Origin of the sequence: Acetatifactor muris, from assembly GCF_024623325.1 — a bacterium.
GTDB lineage: Bacteria > Bacillota > Clostridia > Lachnospirales > Lachnospiraceae > Acetatifactor > Acetatifactor muris.
Genome location: NZ_JANJZD010000014.1, coordinates 125161 through 138727 on the forward strand (window position 1 = coordinate 125161; position 13567 = coordinate 138727).

Here is a 13567-nt window from a genome sequence, read left to right on the forward strand (position 1 = left end):
TTGTACCGATGTAGTCTGTCATTAAAATGTGTCCTCTATCTGTCTCCACAGCTTTCCATATTCATCATAGGCATTATATTTTTCTAATAATAACAAATGTGTCTTTGCCAGTTTTTTCAGGGCGACTCTTCTGCCTGGATTACCATTTTTCATGTAAAACATAATTGCTTCTTTATAAAGCTTAAACAATTCTTCTTTTGATCTTCTTATTATTTTATCAGACAGCGTATTTTTACGAATCGTTCTGTCCCACTCATATAAATGACCATTCAAATAGCAGACTTTATCCGCATAAGATAAAATATATAAATTCCAGGCATCATCTTCAGCCAAAAGCATGGGAAACAAATGCGTTTTTACAAGAGAAGCCTTATATAACTTATTGCAGAGAAATGAATATCCGTGCCCTTTCACAAAATGTTTGTCGAAAAATTCATCAATTGGTACAGCAACATTCTCCTCCATTGAATACTGGGTTATTGGTATATATCCTGTATTTGTTATTTGATAGGAAGATGAAATTGCAACATCACAGTGATTTGCTTCAATAGCATTATATAAACTGGTAATCATATCAGGATGAAGCATGTCATCACTGTCCATGAATTCCATATAACTTCCATTTGCACTCTTTATTCCCGCATTCCGCGCTGCTGAAGCCCCACTGTTTTCCTGCTGTATTATAACCACATTCGAATATTTTCCGGCATACCACTCAAGGATATCCGGGGTAGAGTCAACACTTCCATCATCCACAACCACAACTTCAAGATCGGAAAGCGACTGCGCCAATACATTATCCATTGTTCTTACAATATAATCCTCCGCATTGTACGCAGGTATGACCAGGCTTACCAACGGTTTTTCATATGACTGATTCTGTATGTATACTGGTTTCGATTCCGCAATGATCTCCTTTCCTTTTACTGTGTCAATATAAGCTCTCACTACAAAGCCACTGGCCTTCCCATACCCCTTTATCAGAAAATAATGCTGATGCCTGTTCCAGGTCTCATATATTTCTTTCCCGGTTTCATCGTATATCTGAAAACCATCGGTCTTTCCTGAAAAACTCCAGGACAAAGCCAGGTTTCCGGCATAGGATTCATTTAACACAGTATAGGTAAACGCTCCTTCCACAGGAATTACTCTAATATCTGGAATATTACAATGATATTTCTCCAGTTCCTTTATCAGCTGTGTTTTTTGTGCTTCTGTTGACACAATCATACGATCAATCATTTCCACATATTGAAGCCAATTATATGGATATTCTTCGCAAAATGACTCGCAACTGCCCTCCTTTTTCACAAAATAACAGCCGGCATGAGCAATCGCAGTAATTATGGCTCCCTTTCCAAATGTAAAAATTGCCTGCATCAGTTCCGTAGGCACGGACGCATCTAAAATAACACTATCCTGCTCCGACAGATTCAGCCTTCTGATAAATTCTATATTGAGCTGCGGCCTTGTATACCGCCTGCCGTCAGGAAATAAATACCACTCCTTCTCATCTTCAAAAATCTGGTCATATGCGCTTGAACCATCCCTGTCATAAAAGGTACGCCTTACCAGTTTTGCATATAATCCATTCTCTGAGTCTGCCGTCTTATAATAGTTGACATAGAAAACTCTATCTGTATAGACTTCCATACGAAGCAATTTAGCGCAGCTATAGTAGCATATTGCCCAAAGACGGCTTCTGTCTTTTTCATCCAGCAAAATTTTGGCAATGACAAAACCATCTTTAATCAGTCTGATTTCCGAATCCCGATACTCTATGTCTGTAAACTGCAAAGCAGCTTTTAATTCCTCCAGCTTATCCTCTGTTTTTTTGGATGAAAATATCTTATTATTACCGGTCAGATACTGATGTACACCAAGTATTTTCTCTCTTTCTATTCCCTCTTCTTCATAATATGTAAGTCTTTTGTGTTCTGGTAATTCTGTGTACACATACTGAACCTGACCTGAATTTTCTGTCAGAATTTGTCGTCTGTAAGTCTTCCCATAATACAATCCTGCAAGTACATATTTCTCGGGCTGACCCAATACATAAACTGCCATCCTTTATTTCTCTCTTTCGTCTTTTTCCATAGCTTCCTTCCGCTGTCTGTCCAGACGCTGTTCCAGTAAATCCTCATCCCCTATCACAGCTTTGATATCAGAAATCATCTGTTCAAAGTTATCTGACAGATAAATGTTTTCTTTTGCTATATATTTTCTCCGATGTACGGTTTCCTCAAAGGCAAATATCAAATTGTTATATATGAATGCCTTGTAAACTGCAGAGACAATTTCTTTCCAGTGATTAATATCAAAATAATAATCACACAAATCAAATAATTCTTTTATCCCTGCCTCATTAATCCCAGGATACAGGGTCACATTACTGTAATCCCCCATCCTCAAAAGCCTGGGTGACATCGTCGTGAGAGCAGCTATATGAAAGTGCATTTCCGGAAGACTCCTGACTAAATCTTCACAATGCTCAATCCGATCTGAATTGGTACAAACCAATGCTTCCGCCCTATGCCCATTTTCCCGCAAAAAATGATAAGATTCTCTATGATCTGCAGATATATCATCTTTCTCTTCCAATAAAAGTTCGGAAACAGCATCCAGTAATAGCTTTTTTGTAAACATGCCTTTTTTTATCATAAAACTGATATTTTTTATATTATCAATCAGTTTATAGTATTCTTCTTCTGTAATACTCTGTACAATATGTGCAGCTTCATCCAGGGATTCAACAACAAATCCCAACTTATATTTTTGTATAATCGGTTCCGGACTAAGACCCTTCTGGATAATCACAGGGATTCCAGATGCTAAATAGCCGCCCAATTTATAGGGCAAAATACATTTATAGTATTCAGGATTCTCTGACTGCTCCCATATCAGTCCAAATCCCCCTTTCGTATATTCAACCAATAACTCTGTAGTATTTTTCCAGCCCTCAAAATGGATATTTACTCCATCCAGCTGACAATCTTTTTGAAACAATCGCAAAGGAGTATTGTACTTCCAAGATGCCAGAAAGCGGAAGCGGTCAGGAGAACCGGAAAAAATCATTTGTCGTTGAAATTCAGGAATTCTGAGTTCATCTCCAAATGGGAAATCCCACAGGATCTGAACCAACACCTTTTCCACTGTCATTCCTTTTTCACGTAAAAATGTAAGCATGGATTGGGAGGGAACTATCACCAACTCCGCCATATTATAGATATCTATTATCTTCTTATAAGTCTCCTCTGTCCCACCAAACATAAAAGGTGCTACGTCATGAATCAGAATTGCTGTCCTGACATTATGAAACCGAAAGGCATCCATTAAAAGTTTGTCATAGTACAAAGAATTTCCCTGCCATGTGGGAGATTGAAATATCACAACATCTCCTGCATTTATGCCTGTAATAATCCCATAAATCCTGTTTTTAAGTTCTCTGTATGTATAATCTTCTACTCGAAGACCTCGAAGGGGCATCTCTCTGAATCCGAGTTCTTTTGCAATTTGGACAGCATTTCTCTGAGCGATTACTGCAGTTCCTTCCTCATCTTCATATAGAGTAATATACATTTCCATGAATATTTTCCTCCCCACGCCATATATAATCTGTCTATTACCATCTGTGTCTCACATCCCTTACGGAAACACAATATGCAGCTTCCGTTCCGCATCCACATACACATTACTCAGCATAATACTTCGCATGGCTGTCTCAAAAACTGTATTCTCCATTTTCTCAAAAGCATCAAAGCATTCGTTCTGATACTCGAACAGCAGATTTCTCTGGGCAGTGGACCTGCCGGAAACCGCCGCCTGAAGCTGATGCATGTAATCCACCTGCTCCACCCAGGCATTGTCGATAGCGCTTAAGACAGCCACCCGAATAAATGTGTTCATATCCCGTACTCCCAGGTTCTTTTCCCTGTCCTCCAGCCGCTTTACCACCTTTTCAAGCAGATACTCCTCTATCTCCGGGAGCCCGACAGATGTGGTATCCGGCAGATCATTCTCCAGACGATACGAGATATTGTCCAATATATATCTGGAAAGTATTTTTTTATCTATGCTTTCACAAGCACCGAAAAATCTTCTGATATTCTTCTCCGCCATCTGCAGAATCTGTTCCTGGTTAACATCACCGCCGTCCAGAAGATGGTCTCTGGTAGCATAAATCAAATCACGCTGCCGCCGCATTATCTTATCATAGTCCACAGAACGTTTCCGCGACATCACAGCCATCTCTTCCCCTGTTTTCTGAGACTTGTCGATAATTTTTTTCAGCTTCCTCCTACTGATGCGCCTTTTGCCTTCAATATATTTTTCATATTGCTTCGAATTCCCCCCATCTACCACTCCGTCTTCCAATGAGACGAAGAAATGACTGGATCCCACATCTCCCTGTCTCCCGGCCCGGCCTCTGGCCTGTCGCTCCATACGTACATTGTCCATACGTCCTATGCCGATGACCGCAAGGCCGCCCACAGCTTCCACACCCTTGCCCAACTTAATATCTGTGCCGCGTCCTGCCATGGAGGTGGCCACAGTGACTGCATCCGGCTGCCCGGCCTCTTTAATAATCTGGGCCTCCCAGGATGCATTGTTTGCGTTCAGTACATTGTGCGGAACCTGTGCCTCCAGAAGCTTCCTGGAAACCGACTCCGTATCTACAATGTTGGAAGCTACAATCAGCACCGGTCTTCCCGTGGCATGGAGCTCCAGTGTCTCCTCCACTGCCGCCTGTATCTGTTCCTCTTTGTTTCGAAAATACTGATCCGGCAAATCAACTCGTTGTCTGGGGCGATTCGGCGGAATCACCAGAACCTTCACCCCATACACATTCCTGAGTTCCTCGGAGGCATCAATCATAGTACCGCTCATTCCCGCCATTTTGGGAAACATTAGAAATAAATTCTGAAAAGTTACTGCCGCTACAGAACGATTCTCCTGTGAAATCTCTACACCTTCTTTGGCTTCCAGGGCCTGATGCTGGCCTCCCCGCAGCTTCATACCGTCCATCAGCCGCCCGGTACCTCCGTCCAGAAGTACCACTTTTCCGTCCTTCGACACCATATAGGCATCGCCCTTCTCGAACATGGCATGCGCCCGCAGTGCCAGCGTCACATGCCGGTTAATCTCAAAATATTCCTCACTGTAAAAATTATCTATCTGAAAAAATGTTTCGGCATATCGAATACCATTCTCCGTCAGCCACACTGCCTTGTCTTCCTGCTCATAATCTTCATCTTCAATCATGGTAGTGACAAAGAAATCAGTGATCCCATAGAGATTCGACTGTACCCTGGGAGAACTGGAAATCACCAGCGGCATCTGAGCTCCATCCAGAAGCACGGAATCTGCCTCGTCAATAATCACATAGTAAAATTCCCTCAGGAAACGGTCTTCCGCCCTTGTGACCAGATTATTCAGCAGATAGTCAAAACCCAATGCACCATGGGTGGTATACACAATGTCGGCTGCGTACATTTCCTTTTTTTCCGCATTCTGCAGCTTATTTTGTTCTGCTTTTTCGTTTCCTGCATCTTCCTCGCCTCCCGCGGACACAGAAAGTCCCATAAAGCGATATACCGGTCCCATTTCCTCTGCGTCACGTCTGGCCAGATAATCGTTTACCGTCACCAGGATGACGCTTTTCCCGGTAAGAGCATTCAGATATAAGGGCATTGTGGCCACCAGCGTTTTTCCCTCGCCGGTATTCATCTCCGCCAGATATCCTTTGTGCAGGGCAATTCCCCCCAGTATCTGCGCATCATAAGGCGCCATTCCCAGAATCCGCCAGTCTGCCTCGCAGATCGCCGCAAAAGCTTCCGGCAGCAAATCATCCAGACTCTCCCCACCGGCCAGACGTTCTCTGAATTCCACAGTCAGATGTGACAGCTCTTCATCTGACAGTTCTTTCATTCGCTCCTGGCATTTTCTGACCTGACACACTTCTTTTTTCAGTTTCCTCAGTTTCCATCTCTGTTTCATTTATTCTGTTTTCCGGATTCTTTTATTTCCCACATCATTTTTGATGGGTTCCTGCCGCTTTATTTGCAATCCTTTTTGCCCGGATTCATTCCTTTTTCTGATTTTTTGTCGTCTAATTTCCCGGATGCCTTTTTCTTCCCGGATTTCCGCTTCCACCACCGGCGTTTTGTCTCTTCTTCCACTTCCGGTTCATACTCTATTTCTTCTATTACAATAGAATGAAAATGAAACCGGGTCATGCCGCCGTTAATCAGCTGCATCCGATAACTGTAAGTCTTCAGCGGACACTGAAAAACACTTACGCCTTCCCGGATAATAACGCTTCCAGCCTCCACATCATATTTGTCAAAAAAGAGCAGACGTACCATCCATGCCTCCCCCTCCTGGCAATCTATGGCCACCGTCACCCTGTACTCGCTTTCCCCGTCGATCATGGGCAGGGCAGGCTCAATTCTCTGCGCCTGGTAGTTTGTCTTGGAATGCCACTGCTTGATCACTGTTCCGGGAGGCATCAGCATGTTTTGAAACTCCACGTCCGTTTTCCCGTGATACCATATTTCCGATCCGTACAGATAGGTATCCGAGGAATATTCATTCCAGTAGATTGTCCACTTCTCTCCCGTCATTTCTTTCCTTTTCCTCTGCCAAAATCCTCATTCAGCACTTTCCCATACTGATCCAGAAACCAGTTCACAATTCCTCCCGTATTGTCATTATGCCGTCCATGAAGCCCTTTTCCGTAAATCTGAACGCCTTCTGACTGCATATGAGAAATCAGCATCTGATAAGCATCTGCATCATAATCATCTTCTATCATATAGGAAACAATGAATTTGGTATTCCCCCAGTCAGTGGCTTCAAATTTGTTCCAGAATCTGGTGTTCAACCCCTGAACAGCCTTTTGATCCAGTGCGCCGTTCTGACACCTCAGTACATCCAGAGAAGTAGGAAACCCGCCCGGCCGGTTGTATTTTTCATTTGCCGCCACATTTCCGATACTGGCCAGAGGCTTTCCCAGAATGACGGCGTGAGGCCGAATATCACATCCATAATATAAAGCGCCGTAAGTGCCCATGGACAGACCCGATAAAACCACCTGATCTGCAGTGAATCCCAGTTCCTCCATATATTTGTGAATCATGTCAACATACTGTCTTTCATATTCCGGCGGTCCCATATAGAAAGCGCCGCCTTCCAGCCTGGGCTCCGCCACCAGAAGGAACGGACAGCCCATTCCTTTCATCATATAATATCCTTCAAATCCCTGCAGTGTCTTATATCCGGAAAAGTAGACACAGAGTGGCGGCTTCAGATCCCCCGGCTCAAAATAACAGAAAGCCTCCTGCCCATCGGATGTCACATAGCGTTCTCCCCCAGGCAGAAAGTATCCGTGACTCCCTCTGGAATTCCTCTGATGCAGTGCCACCAGCTCCAGCTTCCCCTTTCCCCTTGCACAGAGCGAAAGAAAAGCCGAACCTGCTCTCTGACTTTCCAGTAGAATCACCTGCTGCAGTTGCTTTTCGTCAAAGGTCCAATGTGCAACCTCTTCTGAAATGCTGCCGTTTGCGAACTGTGTAATTTCCAGAACGATGGAAACGGTCTCATCCTTACTGTATTCCAGCCAGAAGTCAATCACCTGGCCCGGATTTAAAAATGTATTATACCGCCAGAACAATACCTGCCGAAATTCATCTCCGAAATCCCCCTCCAGGGTCACATCATGATTCCCGTTCCACTTCACCTTTCCGGAAAATCCCTGAGCCAGGCTTACATCTCTCAGATTGAACTTGGCGCCGTAAGGTTTCGGATAGTAGTACCTGGTCTCCTCCATCAGAAATTTCTGAATCTCTGTCGGCATAAGATACTGTGCCTTTTTGCAACGGCATAACCATGCGGTCTTCTCATCCGCTTCTACCTTCTCTGTGATAAAAAGCGAATGTGGTTTTACTGCCTGAAATAAAGGATCAATTTCTTCTTCCCGGGGTGTTCTGTCCAGGAAGAAAAGGTCATAGGTTCTTTCTTTCTTCTGCTTTTCTGATTTTTCACCAAAATGTACCGCATGGTCCAGTTGAACCCACTCCGGTAACGTGTAAACTTTATTCCAGTCCTCTTCTCCCAATTGTAAGATATGAATCTCCTCCAACGCAGTCCATCACCTCTCCCCACTTTTCCAAAAGCTTCTCAGTGGTATATTCCTTGACAAGTTCATAAGAACAGACTCTGGCCCGATTCCAGCTCTTCAGCCCGTTCAGATAATACTCCAGAACTTCCGGCAGGTCTTTTATTTTCTTCAGCACGATACCATTCCTGCCATGCTCCACGAACTCTGTCTTCGTCCGCACAATCTGCGGAATCCCGATGCTGATTGCCGTAATCTGTAGATACAGTTCAGGAATTTTACGCAGATCCACCAGCAGTCTCTGTTCCCGCATACATTTGCTTACTGACAGCTCATCCACACATTGTTCTACAAAGATTTTAACCGGTACTGCTTTTTCCGGATCCAGATTATTCTCCGCAATCATTTCACTTTCTTCTTCAAGTGCCCAGTCTTCTTCCAGTCCTGCCTTCCTGAGCTCACTTCGAGTATGTTCCAGTACCTTCCGCTTCCTGTCGTATTCTGCCCTTCGCGTAAACAAATGGACACGGGCCAGCTCGTTTTTCAACAGATACTCTCCCAAAACCCGTATCAGCCCGGCAAACACCTCGTCTTCCATATCATCCACCGGAACCAGGATTTTCTGTACGGCGAACTGAGCGCTTATACTTAAATCCACGCGGGTATCATAAGGGGGAATTGCGATGATATTTTCCAGCAGCATTCCTGATTCTTTTTGGACTTTACTTACATTTTTCTTCGAGTCTGCCACAAGGTAGTCCGCCCCTTTTATCATCTCCCCGGATTCCGGATGTGCGGATATAGGATATCTGTCTTCAAAAAAAGATAGAATCTTTTTCTTTCCCTTCAGTGCCTCCCCCAGCAATGAAGCATGGCGGTCATGCATGGCCACACAGAATATATCCTGACTCTCCGTCAGATCTAAATACGAAGTCAGCACTTCATAAATAACCTGTTCCAGACTGTCATAACGCAATCGGGAAAACCTTATTTCCAGTGTCTTTTTTTCATATTGCAGCAAGTATTCCGGACATTTCTCATTGATTTCCACATGACCGTCAACCTGAAAATGCCTTAGCTTCCACATCCCGTTTTCCATCAGATAATCCTGGTACAAAGGTTGTTCCTTCTCATACAGAATCGTACCGGACACGAAGCCTCTGTCATCATAGAGATTGCGCCGCCAAAGCTTTCCGCCTCTGTATAAATCAATTCGAATGGGATTTCCATCCTCTCCAAAATCAATCTGTGCATATTTCTCTTTATTCAGCATGGCCACCACCACGAAAGGTGTATAGACAAATTCAATTCCTTCCGGCCACTTTAAATTATGGAAGGACAGAACCATCACTTTCTTCCGCCTTACCGCCTGCAAAGCATCAAAGCAGGACCAGTAAGGCGCGCGATACACACCCTGTCTGTGGAGAAAATGGCGAAAATTCGGCGCAAAGCTGAGAAGTATAATCTGATAGGGACAGGCTCTGTTGCGATGAAACAGCTGTATCTGCTTCACGGTATCGTCAAATTCCGTATGCATACGTCTGACCGTCCACCTCTGTTCATTTTCACACCATTGATTTTGCTGATACCAGGCCGGAATAAAATATAGCATTTCTCTCTCCAAAATCGCCGCTGTCAGACAGACGACGTATTTACATTTTAATAAATTCCATATATCAGGCTGCGCTGCCATGGATGAACACAGGAATCAGAACAGCGGACGGCACGAATCATACTTATGAATAGATATCAACTCGCGGGAAATTGTACACCAGAAGCTGGTCATCATCATAATAGAAGTGGGCAGCATGGTCAGCGTACTGTCCATATTTCCTCTCAGCTGCAGAATCAGAGGTACAAGGAGACATCCTCCCATGATCGTGGCACTTGCAAAGCTGATACACCACATAACCCTGCGCAGGTACCTTTTTGTATCCCGTCCCGCATGAAGGTTCACAATACTGTCCCCGCTTTTCAGGAAATTCTCTGTCTGGTCCCTGGGATTTATCATGATAAAGGCAAAACCAATGGTAAGCAGATATTCACAGGCAATATACACTGTAATCCCTGCCGGACTGGTCAGGTTCATGTTATCCTGCCACCAGGCAATTCCCGCACTTTCCGGGAACAGGTCTCCCAGCAAAGACACTATGAGCCGGGGCAGCATGAACACTGCGGTGGTGAACATCATCGGCATGACGCCCACGGGATTCAGTTTGATTGCCATATAGTTCTTGTCCGCATAGACATTATGTATGGAAACACGCTGCACAGGAATCCGCATTTCTCCATTTTCCATAAGAAGTGTAATCAGCAGCATCACCAGTGCTATTGCCAGAGGAATTGCCAGTCTCCCCGGATCATGCCGGAGTACCGTACCGATAACACGTTCCAGGATATTGACCAGTCCTACTATCATCCGTCCTCCCACACCGTATTTTCCATTCCGCTCAGACAACCACAGCATAATCATGACGCCGGTCACCATCTCTGCTGCCGCTATGATTCTGGCATAAAGCAATTCCTCCTCCGGCACGGCAAATTTCAGCTGCGGTATCTGTACGATTGTCTGCATCACTGCAATGATTATCGTCACTATCGCCATTACACGGCCCATAGTCTTCGGCGACAATGGTGTTCTGGTAAAAAGCTTCCTGAAAGCAAAACCAATCTGCACCAGCAAACTCGATATCATAAACGGAAAAATACCCAGTGCAAAAATAGACGACTTATTCGCATCTCCGCCGATGGTCTGCATCAGCACATCCTCCACACTGACGATCCCTTCAGAGTAGTCGACGCGTTCCAGACCATACAGAGGAATGCACTTTCCCAATATATATACAAGAAGAATCAAGCCTGTATATGCAAGCTTGTACCTCATTACATTCTCTTTTTTTTCTGATTGTGACAAAATAATTCTCCCGAATTCTGATTAAGATTTGTTTTTTCATGAATCAGCGGCCGCCATGTGACCGGCGGCCGCCAATTTCACATTCTTTATTTCAAATTACTTTTTTGATAACCGGTTCTGCAGTTCCTTCTTCTCTTTGTTCAGCTGATATCTTCTCACGAAGAACCATGCCGTCGCTCCAATCAGAATGACCAGGACCAAAATGTCCCACCCGCATACCAATTTCAAATTCTCAAAAAAACTCATGAATTTTGTTTACCTTTCTTCATCTCCAAGCTCTTTTTTCAGCTCTTTGATTTCCTTCCTCTGCTTCCTGTTGCTTCCGAAATAAGCACCTCCTAAAACAGCTGCCAGAATCAGTTCAGCATAATGCAAAGGCGTGTGTTTTACATTCGGTGTACTGCCCATGTCAGCCAGCGGAACTTCCTCATCCGTAATCGTTACGGTTTCCTGATCTTCTTCCGGCTGTTCTACCGGTGCCTGAACGTCTTCCTCATCGTCCATAACTGCCAACGGCACATCTTCATCCGGTATCTCGATTTCAGGAGCTGCCGGTGCAACAGGTGTCACCTGTATCGGAGCCGGTGCTGCAGCAGTTGCCGGTGGTGTCACGGTCTGCGTTACTCCGGGAACAGTGTCTGTCTCTGCAGGAGCTGCAGGGCCTTCCTCTGCCGGTGCTTCCGGTACATCATCATCCGGTATTACAACAACGTTTGCGTTGGACTCGCTTTCGCTTGCCGATGTGCTCTGGCTTTCGCTTGCATTCTGGCTCTCGCTCGTACTTTGACTTGCGCTTGCACTCTGGCTCTCGCTCGTACTCTGACTTGCGCTTGCACTCTGGCTCTCGCTCGCACTCTGACTTGCGCTTGCATTCTGGCTTGCGCTTGCACTCTGGCTCTCGCTCGTACTCTGACTTGCGCTCGCACTCTGACTTACGCTTGCACTCTGGCTCTCGCTCGCACTCTGACTTGCGCTTGCACTCTGGCTCTCGCTCGCACTCTGACTTGCGCTTGCACTCTGGCTCTCGCTCGTTGAGGTACTATCACTTACGGAAGTCGACGTGCTTTCACTCCCACTTACGCTGGTAGAAGTGCTCTCACTTTCACTTACGGAAGTTGATGTGCTTTCGCTCTCACTTACGCTCGTTGACGTGCTCTCGCTCTCACTTACACTCGTTGAGGTGCTTTCACTTTCACTTACGGAAGTTGATATGCTCTCACTCTCGCTTACAGAAGTTGACGTGCTTTCACTTTCACTTACGCTCGTCGAGGTACTTTCGCTCTCACTTACGCTCGTTGAGGTGCTTTCACTTTCACTTACGGAAGTTGACGTGCTTTCGCTCTCGCTTACGCTGGTCGAAGTGCTTTCGCTCTCACTTACGCTCGTTGAGGTGCTTTCACTTTCACTTACGGAAGTTGATGTGCTCTCACTTTCGCTTACAGAAGTTGACGTGCTTTCACTTTCACTTACGCTCGTTGACGTGCTTTCGCTCTCGCTTACGCTGGTCGAGGTGCTTTCACTTTCACTTACGGAAGTTGATGTGCTCTCACTTTCGCTTACAGAAGTTGACGTGCTTTCACTTTCACTTACGCTCGTCGAGGTACTTTCACTCTCACTTACGCTGGTCGAGGTACTTTCGCTCTCACTTACGCTGGTCGAGGTACTTTCGCTCTCACTTACGGAAGTTGACGTGCTTTCGCTCTCGCTTACGCTGGTCGAGGTACTTTCACTTTCACTTACGGAAGTTGACGTGCTTTCGCTCTCGCTTACGCTGGTCGAGGTACTTTCGCTCTCACTTACGGAAGTTGACGTGCTTTCGCTCTCGCTTACGCTGGTCGAGGTACTTTCACTCTCACTTACAGAAGTCGATGTGCTTTCGCTCTCACTTACGGAAGTTGACGTGCTCTCACTTTCGCTTACGCTCGTTGACGTGCTTTCACTTTCACTTACGCTCGTTGACGTGCTTTCGCTCTCGCTTACGCTTGTTGATGTGCTTTCGCTCTCACTTACAGAAGTTGAGGTGCTTTCGCTCTCGCTTACGCTGGTAGAGGTACTTTCACTCTCACTTACGGAAGTTGACGTGCTTTCACTCTCACTTACAGAAGTCGAAGTACTCTCACTTTCACTTACAGAAGTTGACGTGCTTTCACTCTCACTTACAGAAGTCGAAGTACTCTCACTTTCACTTACAGAAGTTGAGGTGCTTTCGCTTTCGCTTACGCTCGTCGAAGTACTCTCACTCTCGCTTACAGAAGTTGACGTGCTTTCGCTCTCACTTACGCTCGTTGACGTGCTCTCACTCTCGCTTACGGAAGTTGACGTGCTTTCGCTTTCGCTTACGCTCGTCGAGGTACTCTCACTCTCGCTTACAGAAGTTGACGTGCTTTCGCTCTCACTTACGCTCGTTGAGGTGCTTTCGCTCTCGCTTACGGAAGTCGATGTGCTCTCACTTTCACTTACAGAAGTTGAGGTGCTTTCGCTCTCACTTACGCTGGTCGAGGTGCTTTCACTTTCACTTACGGAAGTTGATGTGCTTT

The 13567-nt window shown here is 45.3% G+C and carries 9 protein-coding genes and 2 pseudogenes; 1 reads left to right on the forward strand and 10 read right to left on the reverse strand.

The genetic code is table 11. The annotated features are described in order from the left end of the window. Nucleotides 1-21: 21 nt before the first annotated feature. The 10 genes and pseudogenes from NSB25_RS14755 to NSB25_RS14795 form a co-directional block, all read right to left on the reverse strand. Nucleotides 22-1395, reverse strand: coding sequence for a glycosyltransferase family 2 protein (locus NSB25_RS14755; protein WP_172455026.1), 1374 nt, complete (start codon nucleotides 1393-1395; stop codon nucleotides 22-24). A 102-nt stretch (nucleotides 1396-1497) separates the two neighbouring features. Continuing rightward, nucleotides 1498-2067 (reverse strand): annotated as a pseudogene (locus NSB25_RS29945) (glycosyltransferase); the annotation flags it as partial. 3 nt (nucleotides 2068-2070) lie between these two features. Then, a complete protein-coding gene (locus tag NSB25_RS14760) occupies nucleotides 2071-3585 on the reverse strand; it encodes a glycosyltransferase (protein ID WP_103239001.1) in 1515 nt (504 codons plus the stop codon). A 60-nt stretch (nucleotides 3586-3645) separates the two neighbouring features. After that, the gene (gene secA2, locus NSB25_RS14765) at nucleotides 3646-5997 is read right to left on the reverse strand and encodes an accessory Sec system translocase SecA2 (RefSeq protein ID WP_103239002.1); all 2352 of its coding nucleotides are present in this window, start codon (nucleotides 5995-5997) and stop codon (nucleotides 3646-3648) included. A gap of 59 nt (nucleotides 5998-6056) precedes the next feature. Continuing rightward, entirely contained in the window at nucleotides 6057-6623 is a 567-nt protein-coding gene (gene asp3, locus NSB25_RS14770) for an accessory Sec system protein Asp3 (protein WP_103239003.1), read from the reverse strand. Continuing rightward, nucleotides 6620-8140 (reverse strand): accessory Sec system protein Asp2, encoded by a 1521-nt coding sequence (gene asp2, locus NSB25_RS14775; RefSeq protein WP_103239004.1) that lies wholly within the window; start codon nucleotides 8138-8140, stop codon nucleotides 6620-6622. Before asp2 ends, asp3 begins: the two co-directional genes overlap by 4 nt. Then, nucleotides 8094-9728, reverse strand: a complete 1635-nt coding sequence (gene asp1, locus NSB25_RS14780) for an accessory Sec system protein Asp1 (protein WP_103239005.1) — start codon at nucleotides 9726-9728, stop codon at nucleotides 8094-8096. Before asp1 ends, asp2 begins: the two co-directional genes overlap by 47 nt. 96 nt (nucleotides 9729-9824) lie before the next feature. Further along, a complete protein-coding gene (locus NSB25_RS14785) occupies nucleotides 9825-11000 on the reverse strand; it encodes a preprotein translocase subunit SecY (RefSeq protein WP_242982362.1) in 1176 nt (391 codons plus the stop codon). 126 nt (nucleotides 11001-11126) lie between these two features. After that, complete coding sequence (locus tag NSB25_RS14790) at nucleotides 11127-11276, reverse strand: hypothetical protein (RefSeq protein ID WP_172455027.1); 150 nt, start codon at nucleotides 11274-11276, stop codon at nucleotides 11127-11129. Nucleotides 11277-11285: 9 nt separating this feature from the next. Then, nucleotides 11286-11642, reverse strand: a complete 357-nt coding sequence (locus NSB25_RS14795) for a hypothetical protein (protein WP_146039999.1) — start codon at nucleotides 11640-11642, stop codon at nucleotides 11286-11288. Between the two features lie 448 nt (nucleotides 11643-12090). Here NSB25_RS14795 and NSB25_RS14800 point away from each other — a divergent pair. After that, nucleotides 12091-13567, forward strand: a pseudogene (locus NSB25_RS14800) (hypothetical protein); the annotation flags it as partial.

What these genes read in the sequence shown, in the direction of transcription:
- NSB25_RS14760 (WP_103239001.1), bottom strand. Translation starts at nt 3,585, where the DNA reads ATGGAAATGTATATTACTCTATATGAAGATGAGGAAGGAACTGCAGTA.
- secA2 (WP_103239002.1), bottom strand. Translation starts at nt 5,997, where the DNA reads ATGAAACAGAGATGGAAACTGAGGAAACTGAAAAAAGAAGTGTGTCAG.
- asp3 (WP_103239003.1), bottom strand. Translation starts at nt 6,623, where the DNA reads ATGACGGGAGAGAAGTGGACAATCTACTGGAATGAATATTCCTCGGAT.
- asp1 (WP_103239005.1), bottom strand. Translation starts at nt 9,728, where the DNA reads ATGCTATATTTTATTCCGGCCTGGTATCAGCAAAATCAATGGTGTGAA.
- NSB25_RS14785 (WP_242982362.1), bottom strand. Translation starts at nt 11,000, where the DNA reads ATGAGGTACAAGCTTGCATATACAGGCTTGATTCTTCTTGTATATATA.
- NSB25_RS14790 (WP_172455027.1), bottom strand. Translation starts at nt 11,276, where the DNA reads ATGAGTTTTTTTGAGAATTTGAAATTGGTATGCGGGTGGGACATTTTG.